This window comes from Rhizobium zaerense, from assembly GCF_051810725.1.
GTDB classification, from domain to species: domain Bacteria; phylum Pseudomonadota; class Alphaproteobacteria; order Rhizobiales; family Rhizobiaceae; genus Rhizobium; species Rhizobium leguminosarum_I.
In genome coordinates this window covers 3,689,574-3,713,216 of record NZ_CM132690.1, presented here as the reverse complement: position 1 = coordinate 3,713,216, position 23,643 = coordinate 3,689,574, and the positions used below count along the sequence as shown (strand labels likewise).

The 23,643-nt window shown below is 61.7% G+C and carries 25 protein-coding genes; 7 read left to right on the top strand and 18 right to left on the bottom strand.

Features of this window, described 5'->3' with window-relative positions; translation table 11 throughout:
- Nucleotides 1-20: 20 nt before the first annotated feature.
- The 7 genes from rarD to cysS all read right to left on the bottom strand — a co-directional run bounded on the left by rarD (nucleotide 21) and on the right by cysS (nucleotide 6,932).
- Nucleotides 21-932, bottom strand: coding sequence for an EamA family transporter RarD (gene rarD / locus ACS4RR_RS18125; RefSeq protein ID WP_026154088.1), 912 nt, complete (start codon nucleotides 930-932; stop codon nucleotides 21-23).
- Between the two features lie 202 nt (nucleotides 933-1,134).
- The gene (cimA, locus tag ACS4RR_RS18120; RefSeq protein ID WP_162118506.1) at nucleotides 1,135-2,751 is read right to left on the bottom strand and encodes a citramalate synthase; all 1,617 of its coding nucleotides are present in this window, start codon (nucleotides 2,749-2,751) and stop codon (nucleotides 1,135-1,137) included.
- 187 nt (nucleotides 2,752-2,938) lie between these two features.
- Nucleotides 2,939-3,901, bottom strand: a complete 963-nt coding sequence (gene pip, locus ACS4RR_RS18115; protein ID WP_222384688.1) for a prolyl aminopeptidase — start codon at nucleotides 3,899-3,901, stop codon at nucleotides 2,939-2,941.
- The gene (locus ACS4RR_RS18110) at nucleotides 3,898-4,374 is read right to left on the bottom strand and encodes a GFA family protein (RefSeq protein ID WP_170256720.1); all 477 of its coding nucleotides are present in this window, start codon (nucleotides 4,372-4,374) and stop codon (nucleotides 3,898-3,900) included. The genes pip and ACS4RR_RS18110 overlap by 4 nt, the downstream gene beginning before the upstream one ends.
- On the bottom strand, nucleotides 4,371-4,859 hold the full coding sequence (locus tag ACS4RR_RS18105) for a GFA family protein (RefSeq protein ID WP_222384689.1): 489 nt from the start codon (nucleotides 4,857-4,859) through the stop codon (nucleotides 4,371-4,373). Before ACS4RR_RS18105 ends, ACS4RR_RS18110 begins: the two co-directional genes overlap by 4 nt.
- Nucleotides 4,856-5,332, bottom strand: coding sequence for a GFA family protein (locus ACS4RR_RS18100; RefSeq protein ID WP_162118502.1), 477 nt, complete (start codon nucleotides 5,330-5,332; stop codon nucleotides 4,856-4,858). The genes ACS4RR_RS18105 and ACS4RR_RS18100 overlap by 4 nt, the downstream gene beginning before the upstream one ends.
- Nucleotides 5,333-5,540: 208 nt before the next feature.
- The gene (gene cysS, locus ACS4RR_RS18095; protein ID WP_260110555.1) at nucleotides 5,541-6,932 is read right to left on the bottom strand and encodes a cysteine--tRNA ligase; all 1,392 of its coding nucleotides are present in this window, start codon (nucleotides 6,930-6,932) and stop codon (nucleotides 5,541-5,543) included.
- Between the two features lie 63 nt (nucleotides 6,933-6,995).
- Here cysS and ACS4RR_RS18090 point away from each other — a divergent pair, with 63 nt between their 5' ends.
- Together ACS4RR_RS18090 and ACS4RR_RS18085 are read left to right on the top strand one after the other, a co-directional pair.
- Entirely contained in the window at nucleotides 6,996-7,259 is a 264-nt protein-coding gene (locus tag ACS4RR_RS18090) for a hypothetical protein (protein WP_456189101.1), read from the top strand.
- Nucleotides 7,260-7,285: 26 nt separating this feature from the next.
- Entirely contained in the window at nucleotides 7,286-8,035 is a 750-nt protein-coding gene (locus ACS4RR_RS18085; RefSeq protein WP_260110556.1) for a glycoside hydrolase family 25 protein, read from the top strand.
- Between the two features lie 9 nt (nucleotides 8,036-8,044).
- On the opposite strand, the gene ACS4RR_RS18080 is transcribed toward ACS4RR_RS18085, so the two are convergent.
- The 4 genes from ACS4RR_RS18080 to radA form a co-directional block, all read right to left on the bottom strand.
- A complete protein-coding gene (locus ACS4RR_RS18080; protein WP_162118499.1) occupies nucleotides 8,045-8,785 on the bottom strand; it encodes an SDR family NAD(P)-dependent oxidoreductase in 741 nt (246 codons plus the stop codon).
- A 78-nt stretch (nucleotides 8,786-8,863) separates the two neighbouring features.
- Entirely contained in the window at nucleotides 8,864-10,354 is a 1,491-nt protein-coding gene (gene purF, locus ACS4RR_RS18075; RefSeq protein ID WP_017963701.1) for an amidophosphoribosyltransferase, read from the bottom strand.
- Nucleotides 10,355-10,502: 148 nt separating this feature from the next.
- Nucleotides 10,503-11,129 (bottom strand): CvpA family protein, encoded by a 627-nt coding sequence (locus tag ACS4RR_RS18070; protein WP_456189100.1) that lies wholly within the window; start codon nucleotides 11,127-11,129, stop codon nucleotides 10,503-10,505.
- A gap of 89 nt (nucleotides 11,130-11,218) precedes the next feature.
- On the bottom strand, nucleotides 11,219-12,619 hold the full coding sequence (gene radA / locus ACS4RR_RS18065) for a DNA repair protein RadA (RefSeq protein ID WP_026154090.1): 1,401 nt from the start codon (nucleotides 12,617-12,619) through the stop codon (nucleotides 11,219-11,221).
- A gap of 233 nt (nucleotides 12,620-12,852) precedes the next feature.
- Here radA and ACS4RR_RS18060 point away from each other — a divergent pair, with 233 nt between their 5' ends.
- Nucleotides 12,853-13,488 carry a LysE family translocator gene (locus tag ACS4RR_RS18060; RefSeq protein ID WP_026154091.1) on the top strand — a complete coding sequence of 212 codons (636 nt, stop codon included), beginning with the start codon at nucleotides 12,853-12,855 and terminating at the stop codon, nucleotides 13,486-13,488.
- A gap of 9 nt (nucleotides 13,489-13,497) precedes the next feature.
- Here the strand turns inward: ACS4RR_RS18060 and alr are convergent, their stop codons facing one another.
- The gene (gene alr / locus ACS4RR_RS18055) at nucleotides 13,498-14,661 is read right to left on the bottom strand and encodes an alanine racemase (RefSeq protein ID WP_260110557.1); all 1,164 of its coding nucleotides are present in this window, start codon (nucleotides 14,659-14,661) and stop codon (nucleotides 13,498-13,500) included.
- Nucleotides 14,662-14,849: 188 nt separating this feature from the next.
- On the opposite strand from alr, the gene ACS4RR_RS18050 reads away from it, so the two are divergent.
- From ACS4RR_RS18050 to ACS4RR_RS18040, 3 genes are all read left to right on the top strand, one after another.
- Complete coding sequence (locus ACS4RR_RS18050; RefSeq protein WP_456189099.1) at nucleotides 14,850-15,671, top strand: AraC family ligand binding domain-containing protein; 822 nt, start codon at nucleotides 14,850-14,852, stop codon at nucleotides 15,669-15,671.
- 67 nt (nucleotides 15,672-15,738) lie between these two features.
- Nucleotides 15,739-16,443, top strand: coding sequence for an AzlC family ABC transporter permease (locus ACS4RR_RS18045; RefSeq protein ID WP_162118497.1), 705 nt, complete (start codon nucleotides 15,739-15,741; stop codon nucleotides 16,441-16,443).
- A complete protein-coding gene (locus ACS4RR_RS18040) occupies nucleotides 16,440-16,742 on the top strand; it encodes a branched-chain amino acid transport AzlD family protein (RefSeq protein ID WP_260111116.1) in 303 nt (100 codons plus the stop codon). Before ACS4RR_RS18045 ends, ACS4RR_RS18040 begins: the two co-directional genes overlap by 4 nt.
- A 24-nt stretch (nucleotides 16,743-16,766) precedes the next feature.
- On the opposite strand, the gene ACS4RR_RS18035 is transcribed toward ACS4RR_RS18040, so the two are convergent.
- From ACS4RR_RS18035 to ACS4RR_RS18010, 6 genes are all read right to left on the bottom strand, one after another.
- Nucleotides 16,767-18,263: a replicative DNA helicase gene (locus ACS4RR_RS18035; RefSeq protein WP_026154092.1), complete on the bottom strand. Its 1,497-nt coding sequence runs from the start codon at nucleotides 18,261-18,263 to the stop codon at nucleotides 16,767-16,769.
- A 372-nt stretch (nucleotides 18,264-18,635) separates the two neighbouring features.
- On the bottom strand, nucleotides 18,636-19,214 hold the full coding sequence (gene rplI / locus ACS4RR_RS18030; RefSeq protein ID WP_162118496.1) for a 50S ribosomal protein L9: 579 nt from the start codon (nucleotides 19,212-19,214) through the stop codon (nucleotides 18,636-18,638).
- A 22-nt stretch (nucleotides 19,215-19,236) separates the two neighbouring features.
- Nucleotides 19,237-20,223, bottom strand: a complete 987-nt coding sequence (locus ACS4RR_RS18025; RefSeq protein WP_456189098.1) for a DUF2232 domain-containing protein — start codon at nucleotides 20,221-20,223, stop codon at nucleotides 19,237-19,239.
- A 156-nt stretch (nucleotides 20,224-20,379) separates the two neighbouring features.
- Complete coding sequence (gene rpsR, locus ACS4RR_RS18020) at nucleotides 20,380-20,628, bottom strand: 30S ribosomal protein S18 (protein WP_003547038.1); 249 nt, start codon at nucleotides 20,626-20,628, stop codon at nucleotides 20,380-20,382.
- Between the two features lie 14 nt (nucleotides 20,629-20,642).
- Nucleotides 20,643-21,110: a 30S ribosomal protein S6 gene (gene rpsF / locus ACS4RR_RS18015; protein ID WP_003547040.1), complete on the bottom strand. Its 468-nt coding sequence runs from the start codon at nucleotides 21,108-21,110 to the stop codon at nucleotides 20,643-20,645.
- Between the two features lie 315 nt (nucleotides 21,111-21,425).
- Nucleotides 21,426-22,469 (bottom strand): aldo/keto reductase, encoded by a 1,044-nt coding sequence (locus ACS4RR_RS18010; protein WP_260110558.1) that lies wholly within the window; start codon nucleotides 22,467-22,469, stop codon nucleotides 21,426-21,428.
- A gap of 214 nt (nucleotides 22,470-22,683) precedes the next feature.
- Between ACS4RR_RS18010 and fabD the strand changes: the two genes are divergently transcribed.
- Nucleotides 22,684-23,628 carry an ACP S-malonyltransferase gene (gene fabD / locus ACS4RR_RS18005; protein ID WP_162118494.1) on the top strand — a complete coding sequence of 315 codons (945 nt, stop codon included), beginning with the start codon at nucleotides 22,684-22,686 and terminating at the stop codon, nucleotides 23,626-23,628.
- Nucleotides 23,629-23,643 lie beyond the last annotated feature (15 nt).

Here is a 23,643-nt window from a genome sequence, read left to right as displayed (position 1 = left end):
TGGCCAGGAAAAGCCCGCAGCTAACGCCCGCGGCTTCCCTTCAGCATCGACCAGCTATAGAGGAACAACCCCGCCCAGATCAGCGGGAAGGCGATCATGCGCGCCGTGCCGAATGGCTCGTGGAAGACGAAGACCGCGATCAGGAAGATCATCGTCGGCGCGATATACTGCATGATGCCGATCGTCGAGAGTTTCAACAGCTTGGCGCCGTTCGCATAGATCATCAGCGGCACGGCGGTGATGACGCCGCAGCCGAGCAGCAGGGTCGTGTCGGCAAGACCGGTGCGGTAGAGGTGGCCCTGGCCGCCGAATTCGAGATAGAGAATGTAGAGGAGGGCCGGTCCGCTGAGGATCAGCACTTCGAGGAAGAAGCCCTGGTTCGGCCCGAGCGGCAGCGTCTTGCGCAACAGGGCGTAGAACCCCCAGCTGATCGCCAGCGTCAGCGCCACCCACGGGATGCCGCCGCTGTCCAGCGCGAGAATGGCGACGGCAAGCGCCGCAAGCGCGATCGCCGCGATCTGCAGCGGCTGCAGCTTTTCCTTGAGGAACATAGCGCCGAGGAAGATGCTGAACAGCGGATTGATGAAATAGCCGAGTGCTGCATCGAGCGAATGGCCGGCGCCGATCGCCCAGACATAGGTGCCCCAGTTGACGGTGATCAGCGACGCCGTCAGCGCCGCCATCGCCAGCATGCGCGGCGAGCCGAGTGCCGTTCGGATGTCTTGCGTGCGACCGAGCACGATCAGCACAATGCCCGCCAGCGGCAGCGACCAGACGATCCGATGGGCGATCACCTCGGCCGGCGAGATATGCGCCACCGCCTTCATGTAGATTGGCAGGAAGCCCCAGAGCAGGTAGGCCGTCAGCGCGAAGGCGAACCCGCGCGGACTGTCTTCGTTCTTGGCCAAAGGAACGGATGCATCGGTCGACATCGGTGTTTCCATCTTTGTTCTTCTTCTGATCCGGCCTAGCTTAAGCGCCGTGAATAGGCCAATTCATTTCGTTGAATGAAGGGTGAGAGGATTTGAAGCGGGAGACGACGCGATGATCCGGCGCCCTGCGGTGGAGGGCGGCGTCCGAAGGAAGCGAATGGTATTCGGGCTGGGGTTTTTACGCCGGGCCGGCGGAATAGATTTATTCCGCCGCGATCTTGCCCGCCAGCTGCCGGTTCTTCATCAGCTTGTAAATGACCGAATCCATCAAAGCCTGGAACGAAGCGTCGATGATGTTCTCGGAGACGCCGACCGTCCACCAGCGCACGCCGTCGCTGTCGGTGGATTCGATCAGCACGCGGGTGATCGCCTCGGTGCCGCCATTGAGGATACGCACCTTGAAATCGGCGAGCACCAGATCGTCGATCTCGTGCTGGTACTTGCCGAAATCCTTGCGTAGCGCGAGGTCGAGCGCGTTGACCGGGCCTTCGGCATCGGCAACCGACATCAGCGTCTGGCCGTCGATGGTGATCTTGACCACCGCCTCCGAGACGATCTTCACGCGGCCGAGACTGTCGAAGCGGCGCTCGATCATCACGCGGAAGCCTTCGATGGTGAAGAATTCCGGGATCGTGCCGAGCGTGCGGCGGGCCAGCAGTTCGAAGCTCGCATCCGCGCCCTCATAGGCATAGCCGATGGATTCACGTTCCTTGACGATGGAGATCAGCAGGTCGAGCTTCGGATCGTCCTTGGCGACCGCGATACCGCGCCGTTTCAGCGCATTGATGAAGTTCGCCTTGCCGCCCTGGTCGGAGACCATGACCTTGCGGAAGTTGCCGACGGTTTCCGGCGGCACATGTTCGTAGGTCCGTGGGTCCTTGATCAGCGCCGATGCATGGATGCCGGCCTTGGTGGCGAAGGCGGAGGCGCCGACATAGGGCATCTGGTGGTCGGGCGAGCGGTTGAGCAGCTCGTCGAAGGCATGCGAGAGCCGGGTGAGGTTGAGCAGCCGCTCCTCATCGATCGCCGTTTCGAAACGTGTGTTGTAGGCGCTCTTCAGCGCCAGCGTCGGGATCAGCGTCACCAGATTGGCATTGCCGCAGCGCTCGCCGATGCCGTTCAGCGTACCCTGGATCTGCCGGACGCCGGCTTCGACTGCGGCAAGCGAATTGGCAACTGCCTGTCCGGTGTCGTTATGCGCATGGATGCCAAGACAGTGGCCGGGAACGCCTGAGGCGATCACCGCCTCGACGATGGCCCGCACCTCCGGCGGCTGTGTGCCGCCATTGGTGTCGCAGAGCACGACCCAGCGGGCGCCGCTCTCATAGGCCGTCTTGGCGCAGGCGAGCGCATAGGCCGGATTGGCCTTGAAGCCGTCGAAGAAATGCTCGCAATCGACGATCGCCTCCTTGGCCGCGCCAACCGCTGCCTTGACGCTTTCGGCGATGCATTCGAGGTTTTCCTCATTGGTGCAGCCAAGCGCTACCGCGACATGATAATCCCAGCTCTTGGCGACGAAACAGATGGCGTCGGATTTCGCCTGCAGCAGCCCGGCAATGCCGGGATCGTTGGAGACCGAAACGCCCGCCCGCTTCGTCATGCCGAAGGCGACGAAACTGGCTTGGCTGGTGCGTTTCTCGCTGAAGAAGGCGGTATCCGTCGGATTGGCGCCGGGATATCCGCCCTCGACGTAATCGATGCCGAATTCGTCCAGCATGGCGGCGATCGCGATCTTGTCCTCGACGGAAAAATCGATGCCGGGCGTCTGCTGCCCGTCCCGGAGCGTCGTGTCGAAGAGGTAGATTTTTTCCTTAGTCACCACGATGCCTCCCAGGCATTGACTGCTTTTATTCGGGACTTACCCTCCACAAGGGGGGAGATCGGAAATCCGCTGAGCTGTGGTGCAGACCATCGAGGCTCTGGCAAGGAGCTTGCGCCCAGCCGATCTCCCTCCTTGTGGGGGAGATGCCCGGCAGGGCAGAGGGGGTTAGCCACAGCGTGCGACATCAGTCTTTCTTCCCCGCAAACCTATCCGTCGCCCGGATCAGCCGATCGAGAATCCCAGGCTCCGAATAGGCATGGCCCGCGCCCTCGATCAGGTGGAACTCCGCCGTCGGCCAGGCCTTGTGCAGCAGCCAGGCATATTTGGCCGGGCAGGGCATGTCGTAGCGGCCATGCACGATCACGCCGGGAATGTCCCTGAGCCTGCCAGCATCGCGGATCAACTGTCCCTCGTCCATCCAGCCGGCATGGACGAAGAAATGGTTCTCGATGCGAGCAAATGCATAGGCGAATTCCGGCTCCTCGAATTTGAAGCTCGTCGAAGGTTCCGGCAGCAGCGTGATCGTTTCGCCTTCCCAGATGCTCCAGGCCTGCGCGGCCGCGAGGCGCACATTCTTGTCCTCATGCGTCAGGCGACGATGATAGGCATGCATCATCTCATGCCGCTCTTCCCTAGGAATGAGAGCGATGAACCGCTCCCACTTGTCAGGGAACATTTCCGAGACGCCGAATTGGTAGTACCAGTCGAGCTCGGCCTTGGTCAGCGTATAGATGCCACGCAGGATGAGTTCGGAGACATGCTCCGGATGCGTCTCGGCATAGGCGAGCGCCAGCGTCGAGCCCCAGGAGCCGCCGAACACTTGCCAGCTGTCGACGCCTATCATCTCGCGCAGCCGCTCGATATCGGCGACGAGGTGCCAGGTCGTATTGGCACGGAGTTCCGCATGCGGCGTCGACCTGCCGCAACCGCGCTGGTCGAACAGCATGACGTCGTAGAGAGCGGGATCGAAAAGCCGGCGATGGGCGGGCGAGATGCCGCCGCCCGGGCCGCCATGCAGGAAGACGGCGGGCTTGGCGCCAGGCGTTCCCGAGCGCTCCCAATAGATCACATGGCCGTCGCCGACATCGAGATGGCCGGAAGCATAAGGTTCGATTTCGGGATAGAGCGTGCGCAGTATCTCGGTCATATCTTCACGCCTTTCGTGGGCCAGACTTCGGTGTCGTGATCGGGATGCTGGAAGGAGATGATCGCCTCCTGTCGTGAGTAGAAATCCTGATCCTTCAGCACCGGCGCCTCGAAGATTTCCTCGACCCAGGGCAGGCGGGCCTCGTAATTGACCTGGATCAGCGGTGCGAGGTCACTGCGGTCGTCGAAAGTGCCGATCGCAAGCTCCAGCCCGCCCGGATGACGATAGGTCATCGGCGTGCCGCAATTGCTGCAGAAGCCGCGGTCGATATTGACCGAGGACTGGAAGTAGCTCGGCTCGCCACGTGTCCACTCCATCCCTTCCTCAGGCGCGGTGACGAGCGCCGAGAAGAAGCCGCCGAACTGTTTCTGGCACATGCGGCAATGGCAGATCGAGGGTCGCCCCAGTCTGCCCGAGATGCGGAAGCGCACGGCACCGCACTGGCATCCGCCTGTTTTTATCGTGTCCGTCATGAGGTTTCTCCGAGGGGCCAGCTTTTCGTGTCGTGGTCGGGGTGCTGATGGTTGCTTGCCGCGATCGCGTTCCCGCGATCGCGCGTTTCAGCCTCTGGTTCCAGCGGCAGGCCGTCGAGCGTATGAAACCAGGACATCTTGCGGCCGGTGTTCGATTGCATCACCGGCTTGATCGCATCGGGATCATCCAGTGAGCCGAGCGTGATATTGATGAATTCCGCTTCCGGAATGTCATAAAACAGCGGCGTGCCGCAATCGCCGCAGAAGCCGCGCCGCACCAGATCCGAGGACTGAAACCATTTCGGTGCGCCGCGCGTCAGGGTAAAATCGCTCCGCATCGCGGCGGCAAGCGGCATGAAATAATTACCGGCCGCCTTCTGGCACATGCGGCAATGGCAAAGATGGGGATAGCCGAGTTCGCCTTTGGCGCGGTAGCGCACCGCGCCGCACTGGCACCCGCCGCTTCTGTCTGATTCCGCCGTCATCCGAGCTCCTTGGGTGGCCATACCTGCGTCTCGTGATCGGGATGCTGTTGGGAGACGAGCTCAAGCAGGAAGGGAGCAGCCTGCGCATCCTCCTCCGTTCGGTGCCCCGGCAATTCGTGCAGATGATCGACGAAACCGATCTTGCCTTCGATCCCGAATTGGACCACCGGCGGAAATGCCGAGGGATCGTCGAAGGCGCCCGCGGCAATCGCTATTCCATCCGGCGCCTCATAGGTGAGTGGCGTGCCGCAATCGCCGCAAAAGCCGCGCTCGACAAAGTTGGAAGAGCGGAATTTTTTCCGCTCTCCACGTATCCATTCGAAATCGGCGCCGCGCACCGAGACCAGCGGTGCATAATAAGCCCCGAACGCCTTCTGGCACATGCGGCAATGACAGATCGACGAATCCTTGATGTCGCCGCTGACGCGAAAACGGATCGCTCCGCATTGGCAGCCGCCTGTATAGGTCGTCATCGAGTATGTCTCCCTTGGGATTTCAGCCTAGGCGCCAAGACCCCTCCCAACCCTCCCCACAAGGGGGAGGGCTCTCTCGTGGCACCGCCTTCGCTTCCGCCTCGAATGTTTGCGGTCGTGGTGATCTCGCATCGGAGCAGCGCGGCACCGTAGCCCCTCCCCCTTGTGGGGAGGGGTTGGGGAGGGGTCTTATCCCAACACGCCACTCTCACCGCTTGACCTCCCAGGTCGTCACCCGCTCGCCGGTCACCGGATCCTTGCCATCCTTCAACTGGATGCCCTTCGCCGTCAGTTCGTCGCGGATCTTGTCAGCCTCGGGGAAGTTCTTCGCCTTCAGCATTTCGAGCCGCATCGCGACCAGCGCATCGACCGCCGATGCGACGGCTTCGTCGATCTCCATCTTTTTCGGCAGCAGGCCCAGAAGGTCGGCCGTTGCGGCAAAGACGGCGCGGGCTGCGGAATCCGCATGGGCAGCCTGCGCCAGCGCATGCAATGCCTGCACCGCCGCGACGGTGTTGAGGTCGTCGGAAAGCGCGTTCAGCACGGTTTCATCGGGCGGCGCATCGCCGGCTTCTGCCGCCGGCCATTTGGCGAGCAGACGTTCGGCTTCTTCCAGTCGCTTGATCGAAAAATCGATCGGCTCGCGGTAATGCGTCATCAGTATGGCAAGGCGCAGCACCTGACCCGGCCATCTGCGGCCGCCGAAGATTTCCGTCTGAAGCAACTCGTTGATGGTGATGAAATTGCCTTCGGATTTCGACATCTTGCGGCCTTCGACCTGCAGGAAGCCGTTATGCATCCAGACATTCGCCATCACCTCGGTGCCGTGCGCGCAGCGCGACTGGGCGATCTCGTTTTCATGATGCGGGAAGATCAGGTCCAGCCCGCCGCCATGAATGTCGAAGATATCGCCGAGATAACGCTTGCTCATCGCCGAGCATTCGATGTGCCAACCGGGCCGGCCGCGGCCCCATGGGCTCTCCCAGCCGGGTTCGCTGTGGCTCGACAGCTTCCAGAGCACGAAATCACCTGGGTTCCTCTTGTGCGCGTCGACGGCGACGCGGGCGCCGGCCTGCTGCTCGTCGAGCGGACGTTTCGAAAGCTGACCGTAATCCGCCATGGATTTGGTGTCGAACAGCACTTCCCCTGATGCGACATAGGCATGGCCGTTGCCGATCAGCTTCTCGATGATCTCGGTCATCTCGACGATATTGTCGGTGGCGCGCGGCTCGAAGCCCGGCTCCAGGCAGCCGAGTTCGGCGACATCGGCGTGATATTGCGTCTCCGTCTTTTCGGTGACCGCGCGGATCGCTTCATTGAGCGGCAGGCCCGGATGGTCTCGAAGCGCCCGCGCATTGATCTTGTCGTCGACGTCGGTGATGTTGCGGACATAAGTGACGTGGTCTTCGCCATAGACATGGCGCAGCAGCCGGAACAGCATATCGAAGACGATGGCTGGCCGGGCATTGCCGATATGAGCGAAGTCATAGACGGTCGGGCCGCAGACATACATGCGGACATTGTTGGGATCGATCGGCGAAAAGACAGATTTTTCCCGTGTCAGCGTGTTGTACAGCTTCAGTTCCGGCGTCGCGTCCATTTCACTCTCCCAAATGCACGATCAGAAAAATAGTGCGACCGGCGGACCGGGGCGTTTCGCATCTTGACTATTTGGGAGACGAAAACGGCCGGGCCAGCGCTCGCGCTAGCGAATAATCTTCCGGCAGATAATGCAGATAACCGTTTTCATGGCGCGTTTTATGGCCCGGTTCGTGCTTCCGGTCAAGGGGGCGAAGAGCGATCCAGCGGCAACGGGATCCATCTATCCGGTGAATCGATTTCAGCAACCAACGTCTTTGAAACCGATCAGCGCGCTCTTGAAATTCGTCCGCCATTTTCGGAGCACAAATCTCGCATAGCCAGTTGAGAAGCTGTTGAAAATAGGGGGAAGGGATGCGGAGACTTGCGCGATCGACGATCGGAGCGACTGCGGTTCTGGTGGTCGCATTCGCTGCATATTTCGCATACGATTTCGGGATGCTTCGCTTCAACAACCCCTCTCTTAGCAACTATCCAATCCAAGGCATCGATGTCAGCCATCACCAGGGCGATATCGATTGGAAGGTTGTTGCCGCGCAGCCGAATGTCCGTTTCGCCTTCATGAAGGCGACCGAAGGCGGAGACCATTGGGATTCCAAGTTCGCCGACAACTGGCAGCGCGCTGGAGATGCTGGAGTGGTCAGGGGCGCCTATCATTTCTTCACCTTCTGCCGCCCGGGCAAGGATCAGGCGCAGAATGTCCTGGCGACCGTGCCGAAGGAGCAGGGAACTCTGCCGATCGCCGTCGATCTGGAGTTTGTCGGCAATTGCAACAAGATCCCGACGCTCGAGGAAATGGTTGCCGAGGTGAACGCCTTTTTCACCGAGCTGAACGGCACTTTTCCGGAAAAGCCTATTTTCTACGTCACGCAGGAGTTCTTCGATCAATATCTGAAAGGCAATGAATCACGCTTCCCCGACCACTATCTGTGGCTGCGCAGCGTGTTCAGAGAGCCGAGGCAGGAAGAGTGCAGTCGTTGGTCGATCTGGCAATTTGCCGATAACGGCACCTTGGACGGCATCCAGGGACCGGTTGACCTGAATGCGCTATGCCCGTCGGAAACGGGCCTGGCGCAGCTGTTTCCAGCCGTTGCAGCGAACTGAACGTCAAGCTTATTCCGGTAGGCGATAATCGACGAGCTTGTTCTCCCGGATGATGAACAGCTTGCCCGTCTCCGTCACACCAGGCCCGAGCAACGGCAGGATTGCCTTTGCGACCTCGGAGGGATGCGGCAGCGTCTGCGGATCTTCGCCCGGCACTGCCTGCGCCCGCATCGCCGTGCGTGTCGCCCCCGGATCGACGCTGGTGACCCGCAGCGGTGTGCTTTGGCTCTCGCCGGCCCATGTGCGTGCCAGCGCTTCGACCGCAGCCTTGGAAGCGGAATAGGCGCCCCAGAAGGGGCGGCACTTGTGGGCAGCACCCGACGAGATGATCACCGCGCGGCCGGCATCCGAGCGGGCCAACAACGGGTCGACCGAGCGGATCAGCCGCCATGTCGCGGTGACGTTGATGGTCATCACCTTCTCGAACACTTTCGCTTCGATATGGCCGATCGGCGAAATGACGCCGAGCACGCCGGCATTGGCAACGAGGATGTCGAGCTTGCCCCAGCGCTCGAAGATCGAGCCGCCGAGCGCATCGATCGCATTCATGTCGGCAAGGTCGAAGGGCACGAGTGTTGCCGTGCCCCCGACAGCCTTGATCGCATCGTCGAGGTCCTCGAGCCCGCCGACCGTGCGGGCGCAGGCAATCACATGGGCGCCGGCTTTGGCAAGTTCCAGCGCCGTGAAATAGCCGATGCCGCGCGACGCACCGGTGACGAGTGCGATCTTGCCTTCAAGATTGATATTCATGATGCCGTGTTCCCTCACGAAGGGAGAGGGGTTCGATGAACCCCTCGGGATGGACAATGGAAAAGCCGGCGCGCCGTGTCAGCCGTTGCTGGCAAGCATCGAAATCTTGTTGCCCATGGACTCGCCGTTCTTGTCGAGCAGGCGGGTCGGATAGTCGCCGGTAAAATAATGGTCGGTGAACTGCGGCCGGGCCGGGTTGCGGTCCTCGCCGCCAACGGCGCGATAGAGGCCGTCGATCGACAGGAAGGCGAGCGAATCGGCGCCGATGTATTTGGCCATGGCTTTGACATCGGCATATTGGTTTGCCAGCAGCTTATCTGCGTCAGGCGTGTCGATGCCGTAGAAATCCGGGAAGAAGATCATCGGGCTTGCGACGCGGACATGGACTTCGCGCGCGCCGGCTTCCCGGATCATCTGGACGATCTTGAGAGACGTCGTGCCGCGCACGATGGAATCGTCAACCAGCACCACGCGCTTGCCTTCGATCATCGCCCGGTTGGCCGAATGCTTCAGCTTTACGCCGAAGGCGCGGATCTGCTGCGTCGGCTCGATGAAGGTGCGCCCGACATAATGGTTGCGGATGATGCCGTATTCGAACGGAATGCCGCTCTGTTGGGCATAGCCGAGCGCTGCCGGCGTCCCACCATCCGGCACCGGCACGATCACGTCGCCATCGACGGGCGATTCCTTGGCGAGGTTCATGCCCATGCTCTTGCGCGTCGTATAGACGTTGCGGCCGCCGACCACCGAGTCCGGGCGAGCGAAATAGACATATTCGAACAGGCAGAGGCGTTCCGGCTGCGGCTTGCTGGGCTTGCGCGCATCGATGCTGATCGAGCCGTCGGGCTGGATTTCACAGATGATGACCTCGCCGTTCTCAACGTCACGGATGAACTTGGCGCCGATGATGTCGAGTGCGCAGGTCTCCGAGCAGAAGATCGGCTTGCCGTCGAATTCCCCCATGACGAGTGGGCGGATGCCGGTCGGATCGCGCGCGGCAATCAGCTTGGTGCGCGTCATGGCGAGCATCGAATAGCCGCCTTCCATCTGGCGAATGGCGTCGATGAAGCGGTCGGATGTCGAAGCGTGACGGGAGCGGGCGATGAGGTGAAGGACGACCTCGGTGTCGGAGGTCGACTGACAGATGGCGCCGGTCGCGATGATCTGGCGGCGCAGCGTCAGGCCGTTGGTGAAATTGCCGTTATGGGCGATGGCGATGCCGCCTTCTTCCAATTCGGCAAAGAGCGGCTGGACGTTGCGCATGGCCACTTCGCCGGTTGTCGAGTAGCGGGTATGACCGATCGTAATGCTGCCGGGCAGGCGGGCAAGCGTCATCGGATTGGTATAGTGGTCACCGACGAGGCCCATGTGGCGCTCTTGATAAAAGCGCTTGCCGTCGAAGGAGACGATGCCGGCCGCTTCCTGTCCACGGTGCTGCAAGGCATGCAGGCCGAGAGCTGTCAGCGCGGCGGCATCGGGATGTCCCAGAATTCCGAAAACCCCGCATTCTTCATGCAGCGTATCTCCGTCGAGCGGATCGTCGGTCGGGAAGGAATGGGACTGGTTCATTTCTGCGGGCCTCTGCTCTCACAAGAATGGATCGGCATTTCCAGAAACAGCTGAGCCCGGCGGAGCTGGAATGCCCGGCCGGACCCTCATTTCATGTTCCGCTCAAATGGCAACTGCCGGAAGGCGGGTCAAGCTCTTGAACACTGTGTCAATTCGCCGGCTGCTGTGCGCCGCCTGCCGGCGCGGTCGGTGCGTCTTCCGCCGGAGCCTGGTCGCCCGTCGGCGGAGTGGTGCCTCCAGCGCCCTGTGCCGGTGGCTGCAGCTTATCACGGATGCTTTCCGGTATCATCTGGGCAAATTGCTCCGGCAGAACCGATTTCAGCTTCACGACCATCGAATCCAGGAAGGGCTTTGACTTCGCCTCATTGACCCAGGCCGGACGGTGGTCGACATCGACGAGCCAATTCCAGAAGGCGACGGCAACGACCAGGAGCAGCACGCCACGCGCCGCCCCGAACAGGAAGCCGAGCGTGCGGTCGAGCGCGCCGATACGGCTGTCGATGATGAAATCGGCGATCTTCATCGTGATGAAGGAGATGACGATCAGCGCGATCAGGAAGACGACCGCTGCCGAACCGACGATCGCGATACGGTCGTCATCCGTATATTTCTTCGCATAAGGCAGCAGGTACGGATAAAGGTAATAGGCAGCCGCGGCCGAACCGCCCCAGCTTGCGATCGAAAGAATCTCGCGCGAAAAGCCGCGGACCATCGCCAGCACGGCGGAGAAGAGCACGACGCCGATGACAATACCGTCGAAAATCGTAATGGGCATGTAAATTCAACTCCAGGACTGCCGCTTGGCGGCCGTGTCGTGCCTTATCGTGTGCTCCTATATCATCACCACTCTCGGCAATGAAAGGATCAAACCTCGTCTTCCACACGCAGCGCTCCCTTCGATCCGGCGATGCGCGCGACCAGATCCGGCAGGCTTCCGACTTCGCTCCAGCGCCCGCCGGAGCCTTTCGGCAGTTCGGCGGAGGCGGATGGAAGCAGTGCTGCAGAAAAACCCAGCTTCTCGGCTTCCTTGAGGCGCTGGGCGGTGTGCGCAACCGGCCGGATGGCGCCCGACAGGCTGACTTCGCCGAAATAGACGCAATCGGCGGGAAGGGCAATACCGGCAAGCGAGGAAACGAGCGCCGAGGCGACGGCAAGATCGGCCGCCGGTTCGGAGATGCGGTAACCGCCGGCGACGTTGAGGTAGACGTCGTGCTGGCCGAGCCTGACGCCGCAATGGGCTTCCAGCACCGCCAGGATCATTGACAGCCGTGCCGAGTCCCAACCGACCACGGCGCGCCGCGGCGTGCCGAGTGAGGTCGGCGCTACCAGCGCCTGCACCTCGACGAGAATGGGACGCGTGCCCTCCATACCGGCGAATACGGCAGCGCCCGGCGATTTCTCGTTGCGTTCGCCAAGGAAGAGTTCCGAGGGGTTGGCGACTTCGCGCAAGCCTTTGTCTGACATTTCGAAGACGCCGATCTCGTCGGTCGGGCCGAAGCGGTTCTTGACAGTGCGCAGAATTCGGTAGTGATGGCCGCGATCGCCTTCGAAATAGAGCACGGCATCGACCATGTGCTCGACGACGCGTGGCCCGGCGATCTGCCCGTCCTTGGTCACGTGGCCGACGAGCACCATGGCTGCCCCCGTCTGCTTGGCGAAACGGATCATTGCCTGGACGCCGGTGCGCACCTGCGTCACCGTTCCCGGCGCGGATTCGGCAAGTTCGCTCCACAGCGTCTGGATGGAATCGATGATGACGAGGTCCGGCCGCTTGCCCTCGGCGAGCGTCGCCAGAATATCCTCGACATTGGTTTCGGCCGCCAGCATCACGTCGGTATCGGCCGCCGCAAGGCGTTGCGCCCGCAGCCGGACCTGCGCCACGGCTTCTTCGCCTGAGACGTAGATGATCTTGTGGCCGCGCCGCGCAAGGGCGGCGGCTGCCTGCATCAACAACGTCGATTTGCCGATGCCGGGATCGCCGCCGATTAGCACCGCCGACCCGCGCACGAAGCCGCCGCCGAGCGCCCGGTCGAGCTCCGGCATGGCGGTATGGATGCGTGGCGCCTCCTCGATTTCGCCGGAGAGCGCCGTCAGCGCCACCGGCCGGCCCTTCTTCGGCGTCTTGCCGGGACCGGAGCCGATCCCACCCATAGGGTCTTCCTCGACGATGGTGTTCCACTCGCCGCAGTTCTCGCATTTGCCAGCCCAGCGGTTATGAACCGTGCCGCAACTCTGGCAAATGAATTGTGTCCTGGCCTTCGCCATCAATTACTCTTTCAGTCCGGGTTTCCAAGTGAAGCGACGCGCCGCCTCATCGAATCAATATCGCGCTTGAGATAATGGCTGTCGCGACGGATCAAAACTAATGATTTCCCCATCAGCGCACCCGTGCCTATCCTTTGCCTCTGGCGCATCGGGCCGATGCGAGATTGAAAGTATTGCGGCGCCCTTTGCGCGTCTCAAAAGACACGCGGCGCTGTAGTCCGGGAATGGTGAAGATGTTCGATTATTCGTTTGCGCACTGGTTTGCATTTCTGTCGGCGGCAGTTCTGCTCAATCTCTCGCCCGGTCCCGACATCGCCTTCATCCTCGGTCACACGATGAGAAGCGGAAAACGCGCCGGTTTTTCGGCGCTGTTCGGCGTCTGGTCCGGCGCCTGCCTGCATGTTCTGATGGCGGCACTCGGCCTCTCGGCCATACTTGCGGCTTCCGCAGTCGCCTTCTCGACAGTCAAATGGATCGGCGCCGCCTATCTCGTCTGGCTCGGAATTCAGGCTTTGCGCTCCGGTGGCGGCGATGGCCTGATAAAGGCCGTCGGTGAAAGGTTGCCGGTGGCAAGGATCTACCGACAGGGAATTCTGGTGTCGCTGCTCAATCCGAAAGTGGCGATATTCTTCCTGGCCTTCCTGCCGCAATTCGTGGTAGAAGGGGCAGGGCCGGCATGGGCCCAACTCCTGCTGCATGGCGGGCTCATCATCGTCGTTGCCGCCTTCATCGAACCACCGCTCGTCCTTCTCGGAGGGCGCCTTGCTGACGCGATCAGGCATAATCAAAAAATCGGACTCTGGCTCGATCGCGGCCTCGGTGCGCTTTTCCTCGCGCTCGGCGTCCGTCTCGCCCTCAGCAGCCGCTGAACATGGCGGCTATTCCTCGGCCACGTAGCGCCGCTCGTGGCGGAGCCCCATGCTGGTCAGGATCTCGTATCCGATCGTGCCGGATGCCCGCGCCACATCGTCCACCGGCATGTTCTTCCCGAACAGTTCGACATAATCCCCGGCGCGCACGGCATTGTCAGGCAGGTCGGTGATATCGAAGATCGTCAGGTCCATGGTGATCCGGCCGGCAACCGGCACCTTCTGTCCGGCGATGAAACCTTGCCCGCCTTGCGGCACCACATGGCGCAGCGGCACGCCGCCGCTCGACTGGCTGCGCATGTAGCCGTCTGCATAGCCGGCCGAGGCGATCGCCAGCCGGCTTTCGCGGCGAAGCTGCAGCGCCCGGCCATAGCTGACGGTCTCGCCGGCCTTGACGCTGCGCACCTGAATGATGCGCGCTTCCGCTGTCGCGACCGGCCGCATCGGGTTTGCCATGCCGCTGACCGCTTCGCCGCCATAGAGCGCGATCCCGGGGCGGGTCAGGTCGAAGTGATAATCCTCACCGAGAAAGATGCCGGCCGAGGCGGCAAGACTTGAATCGATGCCTTCATAGGCGGCGCTAACCCTGTGGAATGATTCGAGCTGCTGCCGGTTCATCGCATGGGCGGGATCGTCGGCGCAGGCGAGGTGGCTCATGACAAGCACGGGCGCGAAGCTCGCCGGCCGCGAGACGTCGTCGGCGAGCGCGATCGCATCGTCGATATGCAGTCCGAGCCGATTGAAGCCGGTATCGACATGCAGCGCGCAGGGGTAGTCGCCGTAATCTGCAAGCACCGCCATCCAGAAGGCGAGCTGTTCGTCGGAGGAAATCACCGGCACCAGATCATTGTCGAAGAAGCGCCGCTCGGTGCCCGGCCAGATGCCGGAAAGCACGAAGATGCGCGCCTCGGGCGCATAGAGGCGAAGTGTTACGCCCTCGTCGACGGTCGCGACGAAGAAGTCGCGGGCGCCGGCCATATACAGCGCTTCGCCGGCATCCTCGATGCCCATGCCGTAAGCATCGGCCTTGACGACCGCCGAGGCGCGCGCCGCGCCGGAGCGGCGCGCCATGTCGCGCCAGTTCTCCGTCAGGGCGGTCAGGTCGACGGTCAGCCGCAGGCCTGCGGAAGCGAAAAGATCGTCGTCTTCGAAGGGGATAGGAAAATCTGTCATGAATCGCCGTAGAGAATCGAAGGAAACCACCTCGCCCAGTCTAGAGAGCATTGTGGCCAAGAAAAAGCGGAAGCGGGCACATACCATCCTTTGCCTGTTGCACGATCACTTTTGTTCAAGACGCATGCAGGCTTCCGCGCTAATCTCGCTGGATGCAGAACGTATCGCAGAGAGGGGCGGCGGAGGCCATGCCGCTTGCCAATGTTGAATCGGCCCGCTTCTGGCGGGACAGCCGCTTCCGCGACATGGAGTGCCTGAGCGCCACCTTCCTGACGCATGAATATGCGCCGCATGCGCATGATACCTTCAGCATCGGCACGATAGAAAGCGGCAGCCAGATCGCCACCCTCAGCGGCAGGCGGGAGGAAACCGGGCCTGGCGACCTTTATCTGATCGATCCCGGCGTCGTCCATGACGGTGCTCCCGGCGGCGAGGGCTACCGCTACCGCATGATCTATCCCGACATGAAGCTGTTCGTCGATATTCTGGAGGATGTCACCGGCAAGGCCTTTCATGCAACGCCGTCCTTCGCCGGCGGGCTTCCACGCGATCCGCAACTCGCCAATGCCTTTCACGCCGCTCATCGAACGCTCGAGAGTGGCGCAGGCGCGCTGGAATCCGATGAGAGCATGTTCTCGGTGCTGGCGGCGATCTTTGCGCGCCACGGCAGCGCCATCATCGTTCCTATCGATACGCAGGAGCGTAGCGCGGTCGCTCGCGCCCGCGACTACCTGATCGAGAATTTCGACAGCGATGTCGGCCTCGATGAACTGGCCGGCGTGGCGAGGTTGAGTCGCGCGCACCTCATCCGCGCTTTCAGCAAGGAATATCACATCACGCCGCACGCCTTCCTGACAGATCGGCGCGTGCAGGTGGCGCGCCGGCTGCTGCGGCAGGGGCGTGCGCCGGCCGACATCGCGCTCGAATGCGGGTTTGCCGACCAGGCGCATTTCACACGGCACTTCAAAGCACGCACGGGCGTGACACCCGGCCAATTCCGCACGGGCTGATCACTTTTGTTCAATACTGCCGTTTCGGGCTGGGCTAAGCCTGCGCGATCCCAATCAGGAGGTTGCCATGTTGCAGCACAGCCGGCGATCCGGCGAATTTATTGCCGGAACGCGTGCCATTTTTCCTCTTGTTGTCGCCGTCCTGCCGATCGGTCTGGTCTTCGGCGCGGTCGCCGCCACCAAGGGCCTTTCACCGCTGGAAACGACGCTGATGAGCGCGCTTGTCTTCGCAGGAGGTTCGCAATTCGTCGCCATGGACATCTGGACGCATCCGGTAAGCTGGGTCGGCGTCGGCTTCGCGGCCCTTCTGGTCAATATCCGCCACGTGCTGATGAGCGCGTCGATCGGCACGAAGATGCAGTCCTTCTCCGGCGTCAAACGCTATATCGCCATGCTCTTCCTTGCCGATGAACTCTGGGCCATGGCGGAATTCCGCGCCGGCAGCACGCGGCTGACGCCCGCCTGGTATGCCGGTATCGTCACGCCCTTCTATCTCACCTGGGTCGGCTCGTCGCTGACAGGCGCACTGCTCGGCGCCTTTCTCGGCAACCCTGCCGTTATCGGCCTCGACTTCGCCTTTCCGGCTGTCTTCGTCGTGCTCGTCATGGGCTTCTGGAAGGGGCCGGAAACCGGCGCGGTCCTTGCTGCAAGCGGTGTCGCATCCGTGGCGGTCCACCACTTGGTGCCCGGCGTCTGGTATATCGCCGCCGGTGCGCTGGCCGGGCTGGCAACGGCCCTCTGGCAGGGCAGGGCGCGGGAGCAGGCGGCATGACGCTCGATCTCAACACATTGATCGCCATCCTCGCAATGACCGCCGCAACGGTCCTCACCCGTGTCAGCGGCCTGGTATTGATCCGCCATGTCGAGATGGATGAGCGCCGGAGAACGGCGATCGAGGCCATTCCGCCGGCCGTGCTGATGGCCGTCATCGCCCCGACCGCCTTTGCGACCGGCTGGGCGGAGACGCTGGCCTGCGCGATAACGGCGATCGCAGCACCCCGCCTGCCGATGCTCGCGAGCGTCGTGGTTGGCATCGCAACGGTCACCCTATTGAGGGCTGTGGGTCTCTAAAGAAATTGACGCGGCAATACCGCGTCAATGTTCCTCATATTGGGTGAAGGAGGGATCGGCGAGATCGGCAAAGCGCGTGAATTCCGCCTGGAAGGCGAGCTTCACCGTGCCCGTCGGCCCGTGGCGCTGCTTGGCGATGATGACGTCGGCCGTGCCCTTCACCTTGTCGAACAGCGCTTCCCATTCCGGATATTTCGGATCGTGGATGTCGCGCGGCTCCGAATTCTTGACGTAATATTCCTCGCGGAACACGAAGAGCACGACGTCGGCGTCCTGCTCGATCGAGCCGGATTCGCGAAGGTCAGACAGCTGCGGCCGCTTGTCGTCGCGGCTTTCGACCTGACGCGAGAGCTGCGACAGCGCGATGATCGGAACGTTCAGCTCCTTGCCGAGCGCCTTGAGGCCGGTGGTGATCTGGGTGATTTCCTGCACGCGGTTGTCGCTGGATTTGCCCGAGCCGGTCATCAGCTGAATGTAGTCGACGACAAGCACGTCGAGGCCGCGCTGGCGCTTCAGACGGCGCGCGCGGGCCGAAAGCTGGGCGATCGAGATACCGCCAGTCTGGTCGATATAGAGCGGCACCTTCTGCATCATCATCGAGCAGGCGACGAGCTTTTCGAAATCGGCATCGTTGATGTCGCCGCGGCGGATCTTCGAGGAGGAGACCTCCGTCTGCTCGGAGATGATACGGGTGGCAAGCTGTTCGGACGACATTTCGAGCGAATAGAAGCCGACAACGCCGCCGTTCTTCGCCTTCATGCTGCCGTCCGACTGGACTTCGCCTTCGTAGGCGGCGGCGATATTGTAGGCGATGTTGGTGGCAAGCGAGGTCTTGCCCATGCCGGGGCGTCCGGCAAGCACGATCAAGTCCGACCGCTGCAAGCCGCCCATCTTGGAATCCAGCGAATGGATGCCGGTGGAAATGCCGGAAAGCCCGCCGTCACGTTCTTTGGCGACGGCCGCCATGTCGATCGCCAGCGCAACCGCATCGTTGAAGGCCTGGAAGCCGCCATCGTAGCGGCCGTTTTCCGCCAGTTCGAAGAGGCGGCGTTCGGTATCCTCGATCTGCGACTGCGGCGGCATGTCGAGCGGCGCGTCATAAGCAATGTTGACGACGTCCTCGCCAATGGTGATCAGCGCCCGGCGCAGTGCCAGATCGTAGATCGCCCGGCCGTAATCCTCGGCATTGATGACGGTGACGGCATTGCTGACGAGGCTCGCCAGATATTGCGAAACCGTCATGTCGCCGACCTTCTCGTCGGCCTTCAGGAAGGTCTTGATCGTCACCGGATTGGCGATCTTGCCCATGCGGATGATATCGCCGGCAACCTCGAAGATCTTCCGGTGCAGCGGTTCATAGAGATGGATCGGCTTCAGGAAGTCCGACACCCGGTAATAGGCGTCGTTGTTCATCAGGATCGCACCCAGAAGCGCTTGCTCGGCTTCGATATTGTTGGGTGCTTCGCGATAATGCTGCTCCGCCGGAGCAACGGCTGCAATCTTTCGAGCGGCGTCGTTCATCATCATCCGTTCTGTCTTTTTCCAGCTCCGGAGTTGCAATTCCGGACGCGAAAATCAAGAGGCTACGAAAGGAGCGGGGGCTCGCTTCGCCTAAATCCTGAACGCTGTGCACGTTGTTCGACTTCTCCACAGTCTCGGGCGACACAAAGGAGAAATACTGGCAGTGTCACCCGCACGACACGGTATGGCGGCGACTCAGCCCATCCGTTTCGGAGAATGTTATTTTAGCGTGATGCGATAAGGCACGCAGCAAAAACATCCGGAAAATCCCCTTAAAAAAGCGACCCGATCGGCTGCTCATATCGAGGGGGTGAAAACGAAAAAGCCCGGCGCGGTGGCCGGGCTTTCCTCTCGCGGATCGCTCCGGCGAAATTATGCTTCGTCTTCGTCGACGCCGTCAGCTTCCGGATCGAAGAAGTCTTCCGGACGCAGCGCGTCTTCGTCGACGCCGTAGATCGCGTCGACCGAGGTGAGTTCTTCGCCCTTGGACTGGCGCTCTGCCTCTTCGGCAGAACGGGCAACGTTCAGCTCGACGTGGATTTCGACTTCGGCATGCAGCTGCAGTTCGACCTTGTGCAGGCCGATCGACTTGATCGGCGTGTTGAGGTGAACCTGGTTGCGGCCGATGTTGAAGCCTTCGGCGCCGAGAATCTCGACGACGTCACGGGCAGCAACCGAACCGTAGAGCTGGCCGGTTTCGCCGGCGGAACGCACGACGATGAAGGACTTGCCGTCGAGAACGTCGGCGATCTTCTGGGCTTCCGATTTGCGCTCGAGGTTGCGGGCTTCGAGCGTCGCGCGCTCGGCTTCGAAGCGGGTCTTGTTGGCGGCGTTGGCGCGCAGCGCCTTGCCGAGCGGCAGCAGGTAGTTACGGGCAAAGCCGTCGCGAACCTTTACGGTTTCGCCCATCTGGCCGAGCTTGGAGATGCGTTCGAGAAGGATGACTTCCATTTTCTTTTTCCTTTCTTGTGTCTCAGATTTTCGTATCGGATTGGTTGGGGGCATCAGCATCTTTCGTCGGGGTCAGCGCGATCGCCTTCCGCGTATCGCTGAGACCGAGGACGAGGATGAGGAGAGCTGGCAGCAGCATGAGCATCGAGGCCAGGTAGCTGAGGATGAGAGCCGGTATGCGCCAGTCCTTGCCGCGCGTGCGGAAATGCAGCGAGGCGAAACCGGAGAGCATGAAGCCGGCACCGAAGGTGCCGATCAAGGTCGCACCGACCAGCGCCGGAACGCCGCCGAAAAAGCAGGCGGCAAGCCCGGCCAGGAAGATGAAGATCGAGTTGCGGTTCATCCGCAGCGACGAGGGAATGTCCTCGCGCGGACGAAGGCCGCGGCCGGACGCGGCAACGATGCGCACGGCGAAATAATAGGCGGCAAACAGCATGCTGACCCACATGCCGCCCTGCAAAGCCGGCAGCATCAGCAGGATTAGCGACTTGGTCTGTGCGGTCGCTGCCGGATCGGGCATGAACTCCGGCTGCTGCTGCTTGACCGAGGTGATCAGCAAGTCGACGATCGGATCGGTGATCTCAGGCCCGTAGCCGATGATCACACCGATGACGATGACGGCGAGCGTCACCAGCCCGCAGAGATGCAGCAGGATATCGGAGAGCGGATACCAGGCAAGCAGATGGTCGGGGCCGCCGAGTTCGACGGCCGGACGCGCCAGATTGGCGAGATGGCTGAGCCAACCGGCCGGCAGAAGCGTCACCAGCGTCATAATCAGCGCGAAGGACGGCGAGATCAAGATCGCGCCGAGTGCTGCAGCGGTGACGACGGCCGAGACCGCGGCGGCATTGCCCCAGCCGAGCCCGACAATCAGGATCGGCAGCGCCGATGCCGTATAGAGGAGCGCGCTGAAAAACGACGGCTGCATGCTCGCGCCCAGCACCAGCAGGGCGGCGGTCAATCCGGCGAGTGCGCCGATCAGCAGCGTTCTAATGTTCGGTCGTTTCAAGGTCGCTGTCCTGCTTCATCAAGCAGTTAGAGGATGTTGCTGAATCAAATTCAGAAACGTCTCAACATGGGTTTTAAGAGTTCCGATCCGCGCCCATCGCGGAAGGGAGAAGGGAAGGCACGAATGCCTTCCCTCAAAGGTGTTGGCGTCGACCGATTAGGCGACGACGTAGGGAAGCAGGCCGAGGAAACGGGCGCGCTTGATCGCCTGGGCGAGTTCGCGCTGCTTCTTCTGGGAAACGGCCGTGATGCGGGACGGAACGATCTTGCCGCGCTCGGAAATGTAGCGCTGCAGCAGGCGTACGTCCTTGTAGTCGATCCGCGGCGCGTTGGCGCCGGAGAACGGGCAGGTCTTGCGCCGGCGATGGAACGGGCGGCGGACCGGAGCTGAGGAAGTTTCAGACATATCTCAGATCTCCCTTATACACGGTCTTCGCGCGGACGGCGCGGACGGTCGTCACGGTCGCCGAAGCCACCTTCACGCGGCGGGCGCGGGCCGCGGTCGCGATCACCGAAGCCGCCTTCACGCGGGCCACGGCCGCCTTCACGCGGACGGTCGTCACGGTCGCGCTTCTGCATCATGGCAGACGGACCTTCTTCATGCTTCTCGACGGCGATCGTCATGTAGCGAAGAACGTCTTCGCTGATGCGCATCTGACGTTCCATTTCCTGGACGGCAGCAGCCGGTGCATCGATGTCCATCAGGGCGTAGTGCGCCTTGCGGTTCTTCTTGATGCGGTAGGTGAGGGACTTGAGGCCCCAGTTCTCGATACGCCCGACTTTGCCGCCATTCGCTTCGATCACACCCTTGTACTGTTCTACGAGGGCATCGACCTGCTGAGCGGAAATATCCTGCCGGGCAAGGAATACATGTTCATAAAGAGCCATGACAGCTTTGCCTTTCTTGCGTTTGGTTCAACCCGATATTCGGCGGCTAAGCCTCAACGACTGCTCCTGATTGGGCGGACCCAGGCAAGAAAGCGTTTCCGAGACGGTCGAGAGCGGAGACACGGGAGGCTGGAACGCTTCCGTTCCGAACGATTTCCATGAGGAAACCGGCCCTCCGTTCAGCCACCAGCCAGAAGACCGGGTTAACGAACAGGGCGGCTTATACGGATTTTTTGGGCAAAGGCAAGCGCAATCGAACACCCGAACCCGTTGCCGGCCAATGGTCGGCATCGGGCCGGCGCAAAACAAATAGGATCAAAGCGTCAGCGGATACTGCCGGTGCACCTTGGCGATTTCCGCCAGGATCTCGTTCGAAAGCGTAATGTCGGCCGCGCCGATATCGATTTTCAACTGCTCCATCGACGTCGCACCGATGATGACCGAGGCCATGAAGGGACGTGACAGACAGAAGGCGAGCGCCATGGCTGCCGGGTCGAGACCGAAGGTTGCCGCGATCTCCAGATAGGCTTTGGTCGCCGGCTCCTGCAGCGGCTGCAGGCGGCCGCCGATATCGTGGTTGATCGAACCGCGCGAACCCTTCGGCCTGCCGCCGTCGATATATTTGCCGGAGAGGATGCCGCCGGCGAGCGGCGAATAGGCGAGCAGCCCGACATCCTCGTGATGCGAGAGCTCGGCGAGATCGAGGTCGAAATGACGGTAGAGCAGATTATATTCGTTCTGGACGCTGGCAACGCGCGGCAGGCTCTTCTGTTCGGAAAGCGTCAGGTATTTCTGTATGCCCCAGGTGGTTTCGTTGGAAAGGCCGATCGCGCGGATCTTGCCCTCCTTCACCAGCGCGCCGAACGTTTCCAGGATGTCGAGCATATTGGCGACGGCCTTGTCGCGATCCTGGTTGAAGGGATTGTAGCTCCAGTTCTGGCGGAAATGGAAATGGCCGCGGTTCGGCCAGTGGATCTGGTAGAGGTCGACGTAATCGGTCTTTAGCCGCGCCAGGCTGGCCTCGAGCGCTAGGCGGATATTTTTCGCATCGGCACCTTCGCCGCCGCGTATATAGTCGCGGCCGCGGCCTGCGACCTTGGTGGCGAGCACGATATCCCCACGCTTGCCGGTCTTCTTGAACCAACTGCCGATATAGTCTTCGGTCCAGCCCTGTGTCGCGGCCGAAACCGGGGTGGTTGGATAAAGCTCGGCCGTATCGAAGAAATTGACGCCCTTGTCGACGGCGTAGTCCATCTGCGCATGCGCATCGGCTTCGCTGTTCTGCGAGCCCCAGGTCATGGTGCCAAGGCAAATCTCTGAAACGGAAATATCGGTGCGGCCTAGTGAATTGTACTTCATGGAAAAACCTTGGGAGAGAGGTGAAAGCCTTGGGGAGGTCCGGGCAAATCTAGGCTGGATTTGGCCGAGCGCAAGAGCAAAAACTGGGCCTTTGCGCCGCTGCGAAAGGCTTTGCGGAGAATGGGCCGCCACTTGACTCTGTCGGAAAGAATGTCAATTGGAGGCAAAACAGCCTTAAGGGGCGCAATCAGGGGCAGGAGCCAGGGACACGAGAATGACCATTGCTTTCACTTTTCCCGGCCAGGGCAGTCAGGTCGTCGGCATGGGCAAGGATCTCGCCGAGAATTTTGCCGAAGCCCGAGCCGTCTTCGAAGAGGTCGATGAGGCGCTCGGTGAAAAGCTTTCGGACGTCATGTTCAACGGTCCCGATGATAGGTTGACATTGACGGCGAACGCCCAGCCGGCGCTGATGGCCGTCTCGATCGCCGTTGTCCGCGTTCTGGAGGCCAAAGGGCTGGATCTGAAGTCGAAGGTCGCTTACGTCGCCGGCCACTCGCTCGGCGAATATTCGGCACTTTGCGCCGCCGGCACCTTTTCGCTCACCGATACCGCGCGGCTGCTGCGCATTCGCGGCAATGCCATGCAGGCGGCTGTTCCTGTCGGCGTCGGCGCCATGGCCGCGATCATCGGCCTCGAACATGCCGACGTCGTTGCCGTCTGCGAGGCAGCCACCGCTGTCGGCGCCTGCCAGATCGCCAACGATAATGGCGGTGGCCAGATCGTCATCTCGGGCGAGAAGGCAGCCGTCGAAAAGGCCGCGGGGCTTGCGACCGATAAGGGCGCCAAGCGTGCCATTCTGCTGCCGGTCTCCGCTCCGTTCCATTCGACACTGATGGCGCCGGCCGCCGACGCCATGCGTGAAGCGCTGGCAACGGTTTCGAAATCCGATCCTATCGTGCCCCTCATTGCAAATGTCCGTGCCGCTCCCGTGACCGGCGCCGACGAGATCGCCAGCCTCCTGGTCGAGCAGGTGACCGGTCAGGTCCGCTGGCGCGAGACGGTGGAGTGGTTCGCTGGAAATGGCGTCACGACGCTTTATGAAGTCGGTTCCGGGAAGGTGCTGACCGGCCTTGCCCGCCGCATCGACAAGACGATCAACGGCATCTCCGTCAACGGTCCGGCGGATATCGACGCGGCCGTCGCCGCCCTCATGGCCTGATTGGTATTTCCAGAT